General features: G+C 69.6%; 15 protein-coding genes. 11 read left to right on the top strand and 4 right to left on the bottom strand.

What is annotated here, in order from left to right; translation table 11 throughout:
• Positions 1 to 320 precede the first annotated feature (320 nt).
• The 4 genes from OHA64_RS24945 (at position 321) to OHA64_RS24930 (ending at position 4,370) form a co-directional block, all read left to right on the top strand.
• A complete protein-coding gene (locus OHA64_RS24945) occupies positions 321 to 1,865 on the top strand; it encodes an alpha/beta hydrolase (RefSeq protein ID WP_405624089.1) in 1,545 nt (514 codons plus the stop codon).
• A gap of 173 nt (positions 1,866 to 2,038) precedes the next feature.
• Entirely contained in the window at positions 2,039 to 2,608 is a 570-nt protein-coding gene (locus tag OHA64_RS24940; RefSeq protein ID WP_405616670.1) for a hypothetical protein, read from the top strand.
• A 270-nt stretch (positions 2,609 to 2,878) separates the two neighbouring features.
• Positions 2,879 to 3,538: a hypothetical protein gene (locus tag OHA64_RS24935; protein ID WP_405616668.1), complete on the top strand. Its 660-nt coding sequence runs from the start codon at positions 2,879 to 2,881 to the stop codon at positions 3,536 to 3,538.
• Between the two features lie 13 nt (positions 3,539 to 3,551).
• A complete protein-coding gene (locus OHA64_RS24930; RefSeq protein ID WP_405616665.1) occupies positions 3,552 to 4,370 on the top strand; it encodes a cupin-like domain-containing protein in 819 nt (272 codons plus the stop codon).
• Between the two features lie 53 nt (positions 4,371 to 4,423).
• On the opposite strand, the gene OHA64_RS24925 is transcribed toward OHA64_RS24930, so the two are convergent.
• Entirely contained in the window at positions 4,424 to 4,936 is a 513-nt protein-coding gene (locus OHA64_RS24925) for a signal peptide protein (protein WP_405616662.1), read from the bottom strand.
• 316 nt (positions 4,937 to 5,252) lie between these two features.
• Here OHA64_RS24925 and OHA64_RS24920 point away from each other — a divergent pair, with 316 nt between their 5' ends.
• From OHA64_RS24920 to OHA64_RS24895, 6 genes are all read left to right on the top strand, one after another.
• Positions 5,253 to 8,219, top strand: a complete 2,967-nt coding sequence (locus OHA64_RS24920) for a hypothetical protein (RefSeq protein ID WP_405616660.1) — start codon at positions 5,253 to 5,255, stop codon at positions 8,217 to 8,219.
• A 172-nt stretch (positions 8,220 to 8,391) separates the two neighbouring features.
• A complete protein-coding gene (locus OHA64_RS24915; protein ID WP_405616658.1) occupies positions 8,392 to 8,748 on the top strand; it encodes a PRC-barrel domain-containing protein in 357 nt (118 codons plus the stop codon).
• 116 nt (positions 8,749 to 8,864) lie between these two features.
• The gene (locus OHA64_RS24910; protein ID WP_405624449.1) at positions 8,865 to 9,038 is read left to right on the top strand and encodes a hypothetical protein; all 174 of its coding nucleotides are present in this window, start codon (positions 8,865 to 8,867) and stop codon (positions 9,036 to 9,038) included.
• 345 nt (positions 9,039 to 9,383) lie between these two features.
• The gene (locus OHA64_RS24905) at positions 9,384 to 9,587 is read left to right on the top strand and encodes a cold-shock protein (RefSeq protein ID WP_030680625.1); all 204 of its coding nucleotides are present in this window, start codon (positions 9,384 to 9,386) and stop codon (positions 9,585 to 9,587) included.
• 256 nt (positions 9,588 to 9,843) lie between these two features.
• Positions 9,844 to 11,484, top strand: a complete 1,641-nt coding sequence (locus tag OHA64_RS24900) for a DEAD/DEAH box helicase (RefSeq protein ID WP_405616655.1) — start codon at positions 9,844 to 9,846, stop codon at positions 11,482 to 11,484.
• 63 nt (positions 11,485 to 11,547) lie between these two features.
• Positions 11,548 to 11,883 (top strand): SCO5918 family protein, encoded by a 336-nt coding sequence (locus OHA64_RS24895; RefSeq protein WP_405616653.1) that lies wholly within the window; start codon positions 11,548 to 11,550, stop codon positions 11,881 to 11,883.
• A gap of 126 nt (positions 11,884 to 12,009) precedes the next feature.
• Here the strand turns inward: OHA64_RS24895 and OHA64_RS24890 are convergent, their stop codons facing one another.
• Entirely contained in the window at positions 12,010 to 12,384 is a 375-nt protein-coding gene (locus OHA64_RS24890; protein WP_405616651.1) for a hypothetical protein, read from the bottom strand.
• A 206-nt stretch (positions 12,385 to 12,590) separates the two neighbouring features.
• Between OHA64_RS24890 and OHA64_RS24885 the strand changes: the two genes are divergently transcribed.
• On the top strand, positions 12,591 to 12,932 hold the full coding sequence (locus tag OHA64_RS24885) for a MerR family transcriptional regulator (RefSeq protein WP_405616649.1): 342 nt from the start codon (positions 12,591 to 12,593) through the stop codon (positions 12,930 to 12,932).
• A 35-nt stretch (positions 12,933 to 12,967) separates the two neighbouring features.
• Here the strand turns inward: OHA64_RS24885 and OHA64_RS24880 are convergent, their stop codons facing one another.
• Both OHA64_RS24880 and OHA64_RS24875 read right to left on the bottom strand, forming a co-directional pair.
• Positions 12,968 to 13,579: a phosphoribosylanthranilate isomerase gene (locus OHA64_RS24880; protein WP_405616647.1), complete on the bottom strand. Its 612-nt coding sequence runs from the start codon at positions 13,577 to 13,579 to the stop codon at positions 12,968 to 12,970.
• Between the two features lie 120 nt (positions 13,580 to 13,699).
• A complete protein-coding gene (locus OHA64_RS24875; RefSeq protein ID WP_405616645.1) occupies positions 13,700 to 14,836 on the bottom strand; it encodes a sugar ABC transporter substrate-binding protein in 1,137 nt (378 codons plus the stop codon).
• Positions 14,837 to 15,075: the final 239 nt, after the last annotated feature.

Genomic DNA, 15,075 nt, shown 5'->3' with positions numbered 1-15,075 from the left:
AACTACCGCCGGGTAGTGCAGAGATCGCGTGGAAACCCGGGCGTGAACGTTCACCGGAGGCCGTTTCCCCTGCGAACACGCCGGGATTGGGCTAGACAGTCACCGAACCCACCGTCACCGGTGGGTTCTTGGCGGCACATCGGCCCGAGGAGAAACACGTAGTGACTACGCCAGATCATGTCCCCGTCGACGGTGACAGACGCTCGGCGCGCCGGTTCGGACGCGGGTCCGGCTCACGGGCGCGGAAGGGGTTCACCCGCCTGAGGATCTCCCTGGCGGCGGTGACCGCGCTGATCGTCGTCGGGACGGGGGCCCAGGTGATGGCCGCCCAGGCGTCCCCGGCGGCCTCGCCCGCGGCGCCGCCCGTGCCGACCCTCGCCTGGTCGGACTGCCAGGGCGGCTTCGAGTGCGCGAACGCCCAGGTGCCGCTGGACTACCGCGAACCGGAGGGCCGCACCCTCACCCTGGCGGTGATCCGCCGGAAGGCCACGGACCAGGCGAAGCGCAAGGGCACCCTGTTCCTGCAACCCGGCGGGCCGGGCAACTCCGGCGTGGACTTCGTCCGCGGCAACTACGCCGGCCTGCCGGCCGCCCTGCGCGACTCGTTCGACGTCTTCGGATACGACGTACGCGGCGTCGGACGCAGCTCGCAGGTCCAGTGCTGGGACGACCCGACGTACACCCAGGCCGTCACCGCCGCCAAGGGCGTCCCCGGCCCGGACGCCTACGAGCCGGCCGTCAGCAAGGCCGCCGAGTTCGCCAAGGCCTGCCAGGACAACGCGGGCGACCTGCTGCCGTACGTGGGCACCGAGTACGTCGCCCGCGACATCGACCTGCTGCGCCAGGCCCTCGGCGAGGACCAACTTACGTACTACGGGCGGTCGTTCGGCAGCTACATCGGCACCGTGTACGCGGCGCTGTTCCCGAAGCGGGTGCGCGCCCTGGCGCTCGACGGCGCGTACGACCCGGTGCACTACTCCTACCAGCCGTACAAGTACGACCGACCCCAGTACCTGGCCCTGGACGGCGCGATGAGCCGCTTCCTCGACTGGTGCGAGGCCGACCAGGCCACCTGCGGGTTCGGCGACGGCGACCCCCGGGCGGCGTTCGAGAAGCTGAAGGCCGACCTGGACGCCAACCCGGTGCCGACCGCGAACGGCGGCCAGGCGAACGGCTACACCCTCGTCTACCGCCTGATGTTCAACATCAACGAGGGCAAGGTCATCTGGCCCTCCTTCGGCGAGGCCCTGCGCAAGGCCCAGCAGCGCGACAACACGTCCTTCCTGCTACGGCCGCCGTCCCCGGCCAGCTTCGACTTCCTGAACCCGAACGTGGCCGTCGAGTGCGTCGACAAGGACTACCCGAGTGACCCTGCCCTGCTGAAGCGGCAGGTCACCACCAACGCCAGACTGGCGCCGCTGCTCGGTCCCGCCATGGCCTACGGCCCGCCGACCTACGACCACCAGCACGCCACGGCCTGCGTCCAGTGGAAGGGCGAGCACGTCAGCCGCTACGACGGCTCCTACCGCGCGAAGGGCTCGGCACCGATCCTCGTCGTCGGCAACACCGGCGACCCGGACACCCCGTACCAGGACGCGGTGGCCCTGTCCCGGGAGCTCGACAACGGCCGTCTGCTCACCTTCAAGGCCGAGGGACACACCGCCTTCGGCCGCAGCGCCTGCGCGACGGACGCCGTCACGAGCTACCTGGTGGACCTGAAGGTCCCGGCCCGGGGCACGACCTGCGCGGACGAGACCCAGCCGCCGTCCTCCACGCCCACGGTGGCCCCGCCCGGCACCACGCTCGGCGAACTCCGCAACGGAGTCAGCGACCGCCTCGACCGCATCGGCGTAGCGCGCCGCTGACCTCGCGTCACCCGACACCGTCCACCCCGGCAGCCGAGGCGCCGGGCCCTTCCCGGGCCCGGCGCCTCACGCATGCCGCAAAGCCCTTCGCCCCGGCGTGCAACCTTCCGGGATACCCGGTCGTCTCACCCCATAACAGCTTTACCTCTCCAAGCAATACCAAGGGGGACAACATGCGAAGAATAGGAGCCGCAGCCGCGGCGCTCGCCCTCGCGGGCGGCCTGCTGGCGGCGGGAGCTGTCACCGCGGGCGCTTCGCCGTCTACCGCCACGAGCGCCTCGGCCTGCCCGACGGGCTGGGGCAGCGGAGTCAAGGGCGGCGTCACCGCCGGCGCCGTGCCGCTGACGAACATCAGGACCGGACAGCACGACTGCTACGACCGGATGGTGTTCGACGTCCCCGGCGGCGGCACCGTCGGCTACTACGTCCACTACGTCGACCGGCTCTACCAGGACGCTTCCGGGGCCTACATCCCGGTGGGCGGCGGGGCCATCCTCGAAGTCCGGGTCGCCGCACCCAGCTACGCCCTGGAAAGCGGCGCGCCCACCTACCCGGGTCGGGTCTCCCGCCCGCTGCCCGGTGTGGACATCAGCGGATACCGCACCTTCAGGGACACCCGCTTCGCCGGCAGCTTCGAGGGCGAGACCCAGATCGGCCTCGGCGTCCGCGCCCGGCTGCCGTTCCGGGTGATCCAACTGCCCGACCGGCTGGTGGTCGACGTGGCCCACAGCTGGACCGCATGACCGCATGAAGGCTGGGCCTCCTGGCAGTTCGGATGGTGCGATGCCATTCCGAGCGGTTCCCGGAGGCCCTTTTCCGTTCACGCTTCAAGCTCTTCACGATCACCATGCGCTCGTCTTCAAGAGTTCCACGACCCGAAATCACCTCGGGTAATCCCAACTCCGGGTGAAGGCATCCGCAACAAAAAGTGGCCTTCTCCGCAAACCCCCACTCGGCATGCAAATATCCCCCAGGGCGAAGATTCACCCCACCCGCAGCCAAAGGGGAGTTTCATGAATGTCTCGGACGACGTCGAGGTGCGTTTCCTTCGGCCGGATGACGCCGAAGGACTCATGGCGCTGGAGGAGGCCAAGTGGACGGAAGAACAGTCGGCCGGCCGCGAAGATCTCGTCCAACGCATCGAGGAGAATCCGCACCTCTGCGTCGGCGCTTTCTCCCTCACCACCGGCGAAGTGCTCACCTCGCTGTTCACCAAGCCGATCACGGCCGAAAAGGCACGCACAGCACTTTCCTGGGAAGAATGCGTCAACGCCGAATCTCCGGATCCGCACGCGAGCCGTTCCCTCTTCGGTATCAGCCTCAGCAGCATTGACGGGGACGCGGTGACAGCCGTCTTCACCTTCTTCCTTCCCCACATATCCGCACTCGGATACCGCGAGGTATATCTCGGGTCCCCCCTGCCCGGTCTGTCCGCCTGGAAGAGCGCCAACCCCGAGGTACCGGTCGGAGAGTACGTGTACGCCAAGCGCAACGGCCTTCCGCTCGACCCCCAACTTCGCTATTACCACAGCAAGGGGTTCCAGAGCATCGCCGCCTGCAAGCCCGACTACTTTCCGCACGAACGGTCACTGAACCATGCTGCCGTCATACGAGGCGCCCTACCTGATTTGATTCAGGCCCTGCCCGGGGCAGCGGATCCTGCTCGTTCCTGACGGGAGAGAGGCCATGCCCGCGTTCCGACCGCTGCCCGCCTCCGAGGAAGCGCCCGCAACCCATGTCCGTACTCGTACTCCCACGGTGTTCCGGGCGGCGGCCGCCGACTGGCCCGCCGTCAAGAAGTGGAGTTTCCCGCACCTCGCCTCACTCGACCCCGAACTCCCCGTGCGACTGGTCGCGGGAAACAGGGAGACCGAGAGAACCCGATTCACCACGTCGACCCTGGGTTCCTATGTCAGCCGTCTGACGCGCGAAGCGCCCCCGGACGACACACCGGTCTATCTCAAAGAGTTCGATCTGCTCAAGAAGTTTCCGCAGTTGCGCGCGGATCTCAGAAGCCAGGAATTGTTCCCGTCGGGGACCATAAGCTCGAGCGCCACCTGGATCGGCCCCGCGCACGCTCGTACCGGCCTGCACTGCGATCTCCTGGACAATCTCGCCGTCCAGATCATGGGGACGAAGCGCTTCCATCTCGCCCACCCCGGGGCGGTGAAACGGGCCGGCCTGGAATCCCCGAAGTACGACGCATGGGCCCGCCTGTCCCTGATCGGTGCCGAGAAGCTGGCAGCCGGCCAGGAAGACGGCGACTTCTTCGTGGCGGATCTCGAACCGGGCGATGTGCTCTACGTACCCGCGTACTGGTGGCACGAGGTCGTCAACCTGACCCCGGGCGTGCTCCTCAGCGGCTTCTTCGGCCCCAGAACCCGCGTCCTGTCACGTTGGGCGTGGGTCCAGGCGCGCGAGGGCCTGCACCGGGCGGGGCTTCTCGGTCGCGGCAACTGCACCTGCCACGCCGACCTGCCCGGTCCCCGAGACCCAGGGCGCTGACGGCCTCGAGCCTCGGGGAGCTGTCGGGGTCGCCCCCGGGCCGGTCGTGCGGCTCAGCCGTAGAGGGCGACCCGCGGCTCCACCGTGCCCTGGGCGTCCAGGTTCACGACGGTGAGGCGGTAGTGCTCGGTGAGTGTCTCACCCGCGTGCAGGGTGCGCTGCGCGGTCGGCAGGTCGGTGAACAACGTGCCGGTCTGGCTGGCGAGTTGGACGGCTTCCCAGCATCCGTCCGCGGTGCGCCGCTCAACCGTGACGTCCGAGGGCGTCAGGAACGGCCCAGCGTCCGGGGACGCCACCAGGAGCTGCGGGGCCACCGTCCGGTCGGCCGCCGAGTCGTTGCGGTAGGTGACCGTGACCACGTGCTTCTTGCTGTCGGCCGGCAGGGCGCTGGTGGGCAGGTCCACGAAGCCGGTGACGAGGACGGGCTCCTGGGCGGGCCGGCTGGTGGACACCGCCGGGGTGGTCCGCTGGGTGGCCGCCGCGGCGGGCCCGGCCGTGGCCAGGCCGGCCAGCGCCACGACGAGAGCCACCAAAGCGACCCTGAGACGACTGTTCTTGAACGACACGTTCGCTGATCCTTCGGATTCGCTCGGGTGGGGACCGGCTCGCCCCATGGGCTGCCGACCGTGCGGTGACACCGTCTCAGAGTTCCATTTCAGCCCACGTGGATATTTCGTGGATACCTCTCAGTAAGGCCCCTCGGGGACCCTCCACGGTCAATTCGGACTGGTAACTTCCGCTTCTCCGGCTCGGGGGGACCATCGAAGCCGGTACCAGACCCCCACAAGTGAATCTGGACGGAACGCCTTGCGTACCTCTCGTAAAGACCCACTGGGAAGACACCGTTGGCGGGTGCCGAGGAACCGACGCGGTCGCATACTCATGGCAGGCGCGACCTCCGTGCTGGCGCTGGCGATCGTCGCGCCACTCGCCTCGGCGGCACTGACCGACCCGCCCGGCCCCACCGCCCCGGCCTTGGCCGACCGGGTCACCGACACCTCCCAACTGCCGTCCGGCTGGCGGCAGTCCGACGACCGGATGGTCACCTACGACGGAGACGCCACCGGCCTGCACGTCCTGGTCGCCGACGCCTCGCACGCCTACGCCTGGCACACCGCGGCCACCCTCTCCGAACCGGGCGTCGACACCGACCAGTGGATCGGCCAGAGTTGCGTCACGGCCTCGGGCGACCACGCCGTGGTGGTCTACGCGCCCCGGCAGGCGGTCAACGACCAACAGGGCTTCCAGCAGGGCGGCTTCGCGGCCGTGGTCGACCTGGCGGACGGCACGGTGACCAAACTGCCGCGGCTGGTGTCCCTCGCCTACTTCAACCCCGGCTGCGGCGACGGCGAACAGGCGGTGCTGTCCCGGCCGCAGGGCGACGGCACGGAACTGCTGACCGTCGACGCACGGCAGGGAAAACTCACCCGTGAGCAGACCGTCCCCGGTCAGCTGAGCTCCGCCGTGCCCTTCGGCGACGGCATCGCGGCGGCCACCGCGAGCTCCGTCGTCTCGGTGGACGGCGGGGGGCACCTGCGCACGCTGGCCCGTACCGCGGGGACGCCGTTCCGCCTGGTGCCGGACGCGCACGACGGTCTCGCCTACCAGGTCCCGGACGACGGGAAGAAGGTGCAGGTCCGCCGGGTCACGGAGGACGGCCCCGACCGGCTGCTCGGCTCCGGCGCACTGGGCGCCCTGGCGGTGCGCGGCACCGGCGGCCGGGTCTTCGTCACCGGGCCGGACGCGGGGAAGGACATCCCGGGCTCCGCCCTCCCCAAGAGCTGGCGGACCCTCGACGTCCCGGCCTCGTCCGAGGTCTCCACCACCGGCGCCCTCGCCCTGACCGGTGTCGGCACCGGCACCGAGGCGGCCGGCCACAAGACCGTCGACGTCCTCCCCGCCCCCGGCACCGCCACCGCCACGGCACAGCCGGTCGGCATCCACGCCGTGGCGACGGGCACCGACGCGGCCTTCGACTTCCGGGTGAAGCCCAGAGCACCCCAGCGGGAACAGGGCGCCGAGCAGTCCCCGGCCCTGTCCGTGCGCGCCCGGGGCGGCGACGGCGGGAGCCCGTCGGCCGGCATGCGGCTGGACAGCGTCGACGACGACCCCGCGCACACCACCACCGACCCGGACCGTGCCTGCGCCGTCTCCCGCAACGACCCCGGGCTCCAGGCACTCCAGCCGTCCCCCGCGATGGTCGAGTGGGCGACCGACCTCGCCGTACAGGGTCGGCTCGACGTCCGCCGCCGTAGCGGATGGAACGGCACCGACCTCGCGTCGTACACCCCGCAGGGGCTGTTCCCGCCGGGCCGGCTCAAGGGCGGCGGCCGGGTGCCCGCGCAGGTCCTGCTCGGCGTGCTCAGCCAGGAGTCCAACCTGCTGCAGTCCACCTCCAGGGCGTCCGCCGGCGAGAGCGGCAACTTCATCCAGGGCGGCTACTACGGCAACGCCGGCAGCGTCCACACCGTCGACTGGTCCGCCGCCGACTGCGGTTACGGCATCGGCCAGGTGACCAGCGGCATGGCCCGCACCGACACCACGTACACCGCCGAGCAGCAGCGGGCGATCACCGTGGACTACGCGGCCAACATCGCGGCGAGCGTGCAGATCCTCCAGGACAAGTGGAACCAGCTGTACGAACGGGGCATTCTCGCCAACGGCGGTGACCCCCGGTACCTGGAGAACTGGTGGTTCGCGCTGTGGGCGTACAACAGCGGCTTCAACGAGCCGACCGCTTCGGACGCCACCGCCCCCTGGGGCCTGGGCTGGTTCAACAACCCGGCCAACGGGCTCTACCCGCCCGACCGCAAGATGTTCCTGTCGTCCGGCGCCGACGACGCTCGCAGCCCCAACCTGTGGACGTACCCGGAGCGGGTCCTGGGCTGGGCGGCGTACTCCCAGCTGAAGACGGACCCGGCGACCGGCGCCGCCTCCGCGGCCTTCGCCGTCGGCAGTTGGCCGGCCGGCGGGGCGCCGAACGCCCAGCCGCCGCACGACGCGTTCTGCTCCCCCGGCGTCAACGAGTGCGACACCTCCAAGCCGCACCAGGTCGAGGGGTCGAGCCAGCCCGAAGGGCCGTGCCAGCGGGACGACTTCAAGTGCTGGTGGAACCAGCCGTCGACGTGGACGGACTGCGCCACCACATGCGGCACGGAGGTACTGACGTACAAGGCGACCGATCCGGAGCCGAAGGTCACCGCGCCGCACCCGGCGTCCTGCTCGTCCTCCCTGCCGTCGAACGCGCTGATCGTGGACGACGTGCCGAACACGGTGAAGTTCCGGGTGGGCGGCGCCAACCCCTGTGCCGGCAAGGAGAACTGGACCAGCCGGGGCACGCTGTCGTTCACCTTCGGCTCGGCGGCGCAGAACGGTACGACCGTTTATCCCTCGAAGATCGACTTCCATCAGCTCGGCTCGGGCTTCGGCGGTCACTTCTGGTTCACCCACACCCGGGTGCCGAGTCTCACCGACTCGGTCGTCACCGGGACCTGGACGCCGGACCGGTCGGTCAAGGGCTGGGCGCGGGTCATGGTGCATCTGCCCGACCACGAGGCCGACACCGGCCAGGCCACCTACCGGGTCGACCTCGGTGACGGCACCGTCCTGGAGAAGACGATCTCCCAGGACACCGGGGGCAAGAACAGCTGGGTCTCCCTGGGGTCGTACCAGTTCCAGGGCGCTCCGAGCGTCTCGCTGAGCTCGGACACCGCGGACGGCACCGGCGACGACTCGATCGCCTGGGACGCCCTGGCCTTCGAGCCGCTGTCCGGCACGCCCTCGGACGCCGTCACGCCGTCGCCGTCGGCGAGTCCGTCCCCGTCCCCGTCCCCCGCCCCGCAGCCGTAGGACGTCGGACCAACTCCCTGGCCCCGCGTCCCCGCATCGGAAAGCCGGCCCCACCACGCGCGTCCGCGTGGTGGGGCCGGCCGCTTTTCGTCCGAATTACTCATAATCCCCCCATGCCGGAAGGGTCCCGCGGTTCTACGATGACAAGTGGGCCGGCAGACAGGGAGCAGGCATGATCCGTTCAGCCGACATCCGCGAGTGGCGCAATCACGACGTGGTCGATCCCAAGGGCCACAAGATCGGCATGCTGGAAGCGGTCTATGTGGACACGGCGACGGACCAACCCGCCGTGGCCACGGTCCGCACCGGGCTGCCCACCCGCCACCGACTGACCTTCGTCCCGCTCGACGAGGCCGTCCTCGGACCCGATTACGTGCGGGTCTCCCACCCCAAGGCAGAGGTACGGAAGGCTCCTTCGATCGGGACGGACGACGTTCTGCCCGCCGAACGGGAGGAATCGATCTTCCAGCACTACGGCATGGCGTATCAGCCGGGCGTCAACGGCGAACGCCGGCTCGCCCGCCGCTGACCTCGCGACGGTTCGGCGGCTCGACCCGCTCGGCCGCTCGACCCGCTCGACCGCTCGACCCGCTCGACCGCTCGACCCGCTCGACCGCTCGGCCGCTCGACCAGGAGGTGTTCGCAATGATGGTGGCCTTCCTGCTGCTCGTCCTCGTGGCCGTCGCCCTGGGCATCATCGGCGTGGCGGCGGACGGTCTGGGCTATCTGCTGGCCATCGGAATCGTGGTCTTCATCGGCGCTGTGGCCTTCATCACGGTACGAGGGGCGCGGCGGGTGCGACGGCGGCCCGTCCGCTGACGAGGGCGGCGGCACATCGGCCCCCGAAACCCGGCACATTTGCTGGTGGGAGGGGGGCCGGGCACGGCTGCCGGACGGCCCCGGCAGCGACGTTGCGGTCCGGGCGGAGCAATATCTGTGGCCATGAAGTGAGAATTCGACGCCACGCGCGATGAGTATTCCCGGACCCGCGACCTGATCCCCACCGGATGCGAATTGCCGACTCATCGCAGCCGATCACGCCATGCTACTGTCGTTCCCAGTTGCAGTTGTGGTGGCCAGAAGGTTTTTTCCGACGGGCTGATCATCGCGGCGACCGGAGTGCGCACACCGCGAACTCCGAACACCGTACCGAAGGAGATTGACATGGCTACCGGCACCGTGAAGTGGTTCAACGCAGAAAAGGGCTTCGGCTTCATCGAGCAGGACGGCGGCGGCGCCGACGTCTTCGCCCACTACTCGAACATCTCCGCCTCTGGCTTCCGCGAGCTGCTGGAAGGCCAGAAGGTGAGCTTCGACATCGCTCAGGGTCAGAAGGGCCCGACGGCCGAGAACATCGTTCCCGCCTGATTCGGCCACTGACGCTTGAGTCGCAGCTGGGGCCCGCACCTTGGGGTGCGGGCCCCAGCTCGCTGCATTTCAGAAAACCTCGGAGACCCTTCGCGCGTCTCCGTGAATCCCCAGAGGAATTCCGGGGATTCTTTACCCCGTATTCATCGCTCTCGGCGTTTGAAACGCCAGAGCCCCGGCTCGTTCTTGCGATTCCCTGCGCCGCTCATTCACCGCGGGAATTCCTTGATACGTGCCATATCAAGGAAGGTTCCGCATGAACCGCGTACGAACGAATGACCGATACGCCCGCAAGCGCACCGGGGCGCCTTCGAGCTCCGGGAACTCCGGCTACGGCGGCGGCAACCGCTCCGGCGGTCCGCGCCGCTCCAAGGGCCAGGGCGGCCGACCGGCGGCCCTCCAGGGTGAGTTCGCCCCGCCGAAGACGATCACGCCCGCCCTGCCCGCCGTCGAGGCGTTCGCCGAACTCGACATGCCGGCCCGGCTGTTGACCGCGCTCACCCACGAGGGTGTGAGCGTGCCGTTCCCGATCCAGGCGGCGACCCTGCCGAACTCCCTCGCCGGACGTGACGTGCTCGGCCGTGGCCGCACCGGCTCGGGCAAGACCCTCGCCTTCGGCCTGGCGATGCTCGCCCGTACGGCGGGCCGACGGGCCGAGCCGCGACAGCCGCTCGCCCTGGTCCTGGTCCCCACCCGCGAGCTGGCCCAGCAGGTCACCGACGCGCTCACTCCGTACGCCCGCGCCGTGGGCCTGCGACTGGCCACCGTGGTCGGCGGGATGTCGATCGGCAGGCAGGCCGGGGCGCTGCGGGGCGGTGCCGAGGTCGTCGTGGCGACGCCGGGACGGCTGAAGGACCTCATCGACCGCGGCGACTGCCGCCTGGACGACGTCACCATCACGGTTCTCGACGAGGCCGACCAGATGGCCGACATGGGCTTCATGCCCCAGGTCACCGCGCTGCTCGACCAGGTGCGCGAGGGGGGCCAGCGGATGCTGTTCTCGGCCACCCTCGACCGCAACGTGGACCTGCTGGTCCGCCGCTACCTGACCGACCCGGTGGTGCACTCCGTCGACCCGTCCAAGGGCGCGGTCACCACGATGGAGCACCACGTGCTCCATGTGCACGGCACGGACAAGCAGCGCACGACCACCGAGATCGCCGCGCGCGACGGCCGGGTGATCATGTTCCTGGACACCAAGCACGCGGTGGACAAGCTGACCAAGCACCTCCTGAGCAACGGTGTCCGCGCCGCGGGCCTGCACGGGGGCAAGTCGCAGCCGCAGCGCACCCGGACCCTGACGCAGTTCAAGGACGGGCATGTGAGCGTGCTGGTGGCGACCAATGTCGCGGCCCGCGGCATCCACGTCGACAACCTCGACCTGGTCGTCAACGTGGATCCGCCCACGGACCCCAAGGACTACCTGCACCGCGGCGGCCGTACCGCCCGGGCCGGCGAGTCCGGCACCGTCGTCACGCTGGTGACCCCCGAGCAGCGCCGCGACATGAGCCGGCTGATGGCGTCCGCGGGCGTCACCCCGATGATCACCCAGGTCCGTTCGGGCGAGGAGGAGCTGACCCGCATCACGGGCGCTCAGGCCCCGTCCGGTGTCCCGGTCGTCATCTCGGTGCCCGCGCAGGCGACCGAACGCTCGCGCCGCAGCACGCGCTCCTCGTCCCGGGGCCGCCGACGCGCTCCGGGCAGCGGCTCCACCGGCGAGGCCGGGCGTCGTGGCGGCTCCACCGGCGACGGCGGACGTCGTGGCGGCTCCACCGGCGAGAACGGGTACCGTGGCGGTTCCACCGGTGAGGGCGGCCGCCGAGGCGGCTCCACCGGCGAGGCCGGGCGGCGCGCCACGACGCCGCGGCGACGGTCCAGCTTCGACTCGGCCGCCTGAGCGCCGGCACCCGCCGGTCGCGCTCCCTCCCCCAGTCCACCCTTCCGCCCCCTGTGAGGCATCATGCGCTGTGTCATCGCCCGGTACCCGTTCGATCTCACCAAGGACGGAGTGCTGGAATCGATGAAGGGCGTCAAGCCCGAGCTCGTCGTCGGTGAGTCCGTGACCATCGGACGCCGCCGCTACCCCGTCAAGCAGGTGGGTCAGATCATCACCCGGCAGGACCGGCGCGACTTCACCAGCGGTGAGGTCGTCCGGGCCATGGCCCGTCTCGGCTTCACCTGCCACGAGGACGTCGCGGCCGCGCCGGCCCCCGAGCCCTCGCTCAGTCCGCTCCAGGCGGCGTCGGCGATGCTCGGTGGCGGGACCGCCGCCGAGGCGGGCAGCCAGGCCGTGTAGCGGACACCCGTACAGCACCACAGCCACGAGGGCCCTGCCGACGCGCGTCGGCAGGGCCCTCGTTCTCGTTCTCGTCCCGCGGCTCAGGTCTGCGGCTCAGGTCACCGCCTCGCCCCGCGGCTCAGGTCACTGGTCGGAGTAGCTGAAGTCGCCCACGGTCCAGGCGCTGACATCCTCGATCGCGACCCGGTACATGCCGCCCGTCTCGGGGATGCCGGTGGTCCCTTGCAGGATCCTGGCGAGATGGAAGTGCAGATGTGTGGGCACTCCGCCAGGGTCGGGCCGGGGCTCCGTCCGGTCGGTGGTGAAGACGTCGGAGAACGGACCCAGACGGTCCGAGTCCTTGAGGACCTCCGACACTCGCTCCCTCCACAAGGATTCGGGAGCCAGTCGTCCGGTGATGACGGCACCTGCGACGACGACGGTCAGCGACATCTGGTTGCTCTGCTCCCGCTCCACCATGGCGGAAATGGCGACGAGCAGTTCGTCGGGGTTCGACATGAGAGCCGATTCTATGCCGGACCGGCCCCGTCGACCCCGCCCTCGACCAGAAGACGAAGATTCCTTCCCCTCCGGAGAGCTGAAATCTACGTTGGTCAACATAGACATTGCTGATTTGCATGGGTATGGTTTCTGTGTTCAGTTTTCTCGGGGCCCTGGTGCCGTACGGCGTCAGGGCCCTTCCACGCGTTGCTCAACGAGGTGACATGCCAGCGGATACTCCGCTCACGGATCGTCTGGACGACGACGACTACCCCGCTTACACGATGGGCCGGGCCGCCGAGATGCTCGGCACCACCCCCGGTTTCCTCCGGGCCATCGGTGAGGCCCGTCTGATCACTCCGCTTCGTTCGGAGGGCGGACACCGCCGCTACTCCCGCTACCAGCTCCGGATCGCCGCGCGCGCCCGTGAACTGGTCGACAACGGCACCCCGATCGAGGCCGCCTGCCGCATCGTCATTCTCGAGGACCAGCTGGAGGAAGCCCAGCGCATCAACACCGAGTACCGCCGGGCCGCGCACAACGCGTCCGGCTCCGGTACCGGCTGACCCGACAGGCCGACGGGCCTCCGCGCGCACCGCGCTCAGGACCGCGCCCTGGCAGCCTTCACGAACGCCCTGATCAGGACGGGGTCCTTCACACCCCGGGTCTGCTCCACGCCGCTGGACACGTCGACACCCCACGGACGGGTGGTGTCGACGGCGTCCCGGACGTTCTCCGGGCTGAGGCCGCCGGCCAGCAGCCACTTCTCCCCCGGGGCGGCCGAGGGCTTGCCGGACCAGTCCCAGGCGAGCCCGGAGCCCGGGACGGGAGCGTCGAGGAGGAGCATGTCCTCGCCCATCTCCCCGCACCGCGGCACCCGATCGCCGAACGCCGTCGCACGGATCAGGGTCCACCCGCCCGCCGCGAGGTCGTCGTAGTAGCCGCGGTCCTCCGGCCCGTGCAGCTGGACGGCGCGAATGCCCGCCTCGGTGGCCAGGGACCGCACCTCGGACAGCGGCTCGGCCCGGAAGACGCCCACCGTCAGCACGTGCTCCGGTACCCGACGGCACAGCCGTGCGGCCGCGGCGGCGTCCACGCGGCGCGGGCTGTCCGAGAAGACGAACCCGATGGCGTCGGCGCCCGCCTCGACGGCCGTGTCGACGTCCCGCTCGGTCCTCAGGCCACAGATCTTGACGAACAGGGGGTCGCTCACGTGCTGCTCCATCGCGTTCGGCGTACGTCGTCGGACCGAGACAACGCTACTGGGACCCCGGCCGTCTCCCGGACCGGCCGATCAGCCCACCGGGACGGCGGCGGCCGGCCGTGACGAGGTCTACTCCAGGCCGATCGCGGCGCAGTCCGACGCGTACTTCGGGGTGCAGATGTCCTTGACGGTGTAGACGCCGTCCTGGATCACCGTGTCCTTGATGTTGTCCTTCGTGAGCGCCACGACCTTCACCAGCTGCGACGGGATCCTCTTCTGCGTCGGGCTGTCGACCGAGTCGGGGGTCAGCGCCTCGAACTCGATCGAGCGGCCCTGGACCTTGGCGACCGCCATCTCCGCGGCGTTGTCCGCCTCCAGCAGGAACGACTTGTACACGGTCATGAACTGTTCGCCGGAGACGATCCGCTGCACCGCGTCCAGGTTCGCGTCCTGACCGGTCACCGGCGGGATCTTGGTCTCGCCGGCCTCCTTCAGCGCGTCGATCACGGCGCCCGCCATGCCGTCGTTGGCCGAGTAGACGGCCGCGATGTTGCTGAGCCCGATGGACTGGATCGCCTTCTTCATGTTGGCCTTGGCGACCTCGGGCAGCCACTCCCTGGTGTCGTACTGCTTGGCTATGATCACGTGGCCCTCGAGCTCGCTGAGCGCGCCCTGCTTGAAGCGGGCGGTGTTGGGGTCGGCGACCGAGCCGTTCATCATGACGATCTTGCTGTTCGCCGCCTTGTCCCCGAGGGCACCGACGATCGCGCGGCCCTGTACCTCGCCCACGAGCTCGTTGTCGTGCGAGACGTACGCGTCGATCGGGCCCTGCGCGAGCCGGTCGTACGCGATCACGGGGATGGCGGCGTCCTTGGCCCTCTTGATGGCCGGCACGATGGCCTTCGCGTCCACCGCGTCCACCAGGATCACGTCCACCTTGTCGGCGACCATCGTGTCCATCTGTCCGCTCTGCTTGGACTGGCTCGCCTCGGCGTTGGCGTAGAGGACCTTGCCCTTGTTGTTGGTCAGCTCGGCGACCCGCTTCTTGATGAGGGGGTAGTCGAACTTCTCGAAGCGTGCCGTCTCCTTGTCGGGCAGGAGGAGACCCACCGTGATGTCGTTGCCCTTCTTGGGGGCCGCGGAGCTGCTGCTCCCGCCGACGCCGTCGATCACACCGCAGGCGGAGAGCACAAGGGCCGAGGTGGCGGCGGTGACGGTGACGGCGATCCGACGGACCGTGGGACTACGGGTGGGGGAAGCGTTCACAACGGGGATGCCTTCCGGGGGCGAGAGAGCAGCCTGGCGACCAGGGGTGGCTGAAAGCCAACGCGGTTTCGGTACACACCGTCAAGGGTTCCGGTTAACGAGATCGCAACAGCAACTACTGACGAGTTCCACAACCAGGGATTCGCGTGGGGGTTCGGTGATGTGAGCGTACTGCGGCGGATCTCCCGGCCGCCGGGAAAACCACAGACGTAGGGAAGTTGAACACCGCGCCGCCGGGG

This window comes from Streptomyces sp. NBC_00076, assembly GCF_045041235.1.
Lineage (GTDB): Bacteria > Actinomycetota > Actinomycetes > Streptomycetales > Streptomycetaceae > Streptomyces.
This window is presented reverse-complemented; position numbering and strand designations above follow the sequence as displayed.

Excerpts from the sequence above, each read along its gene's own strand:
- OHA64_RS24885 (WP_405616649.1), top strand. The coding sequence starts at position 12,591 with ATGCCAGCGGATACTCCGCTCACGGATCGTCTGGACGACGACGACTAC.
- OHA64_RS24935 (WP_405616668.1), top strand. The coding sequence starts at position 2,879 with ATGAATGTCTCGGACGACGTCGAGGTGCGTTTCCTTCGGCCGGATGAC.
- OHA64_RS24940 (WP_405616670.1), top strand. The coding sequence starts at position 2,039 with ATGCGAAGAATAGGAGCCGCAGCCGCGGCGCTCGCCCTCGCGGGCGGC.
- OHA64_RS24910 (WP_405624449.1), top strand. The coding sequence starts at position 8,865 with ATGATGGTGGCCTTCCTGCTGCTCGTCCTCGTGGCCGTCGCCCTGGGC.
- OHA64_RS24905 (WP_030680625.1), top strand. The coding sequence starts at position 9,384 with ATGGCTACCGGCACCGTGAAGTGGTTCAACGCAGAAAAGGGCTTCGGC.
- OHA64_RS24895 (WP_405616653.1), top strand. The coding sequence starts at position 11,548 with ATGCGCTGTGTCATCGCCCGGTACCCGTTCGATCTCACCAAGGACGGA.
- OHA64_RS24900 (WP_405616655.1), top strand. The coding sequence starts at position 9,844 with ATGAACCGCGTACGAACGAATGACCGATACGCCCGCAAGCGCACCGGG.
- OHA64_RS24915 (WP_405616658.1), top strand. The coding sequence starts at position 8,392 with ATGATCCGTTCAGCCGACATCCGCGAGTGGCGCAATCACGACGTGGTC.
- OHA64_RS24945 (WP_405624089.1), top strand. The coding sequence starts at position 321 with ATGGCCGCCCAGGCGTCCCCGGCGGCCTCGCCCGCGGCGCCGCCCGTG.
- OHA64_RS24890 (WP_405616651.1), bottom strand. The coding sequence starts at position 12,384 with ATGTCGAACCCCGACGAACTGCTCGTCGCCATTTCCGCCATGGTGGAG.
- OHA64_RS24930 (WP_405616665.1), top strand. The coding sequence starts at position 3,552 with ATGCCCGCGTTCCGACCGCTGCCCGCCTCCGAGGAAGCGCCCGCAACC.
- OHA64_RS24920 (WP_405616660.1), top strand. The coding sequence starts at position 5,253 with ATGGCAGGCGCGACCTCCGTGCTGGCGCTGGCGATCGTCGCGCCACTC.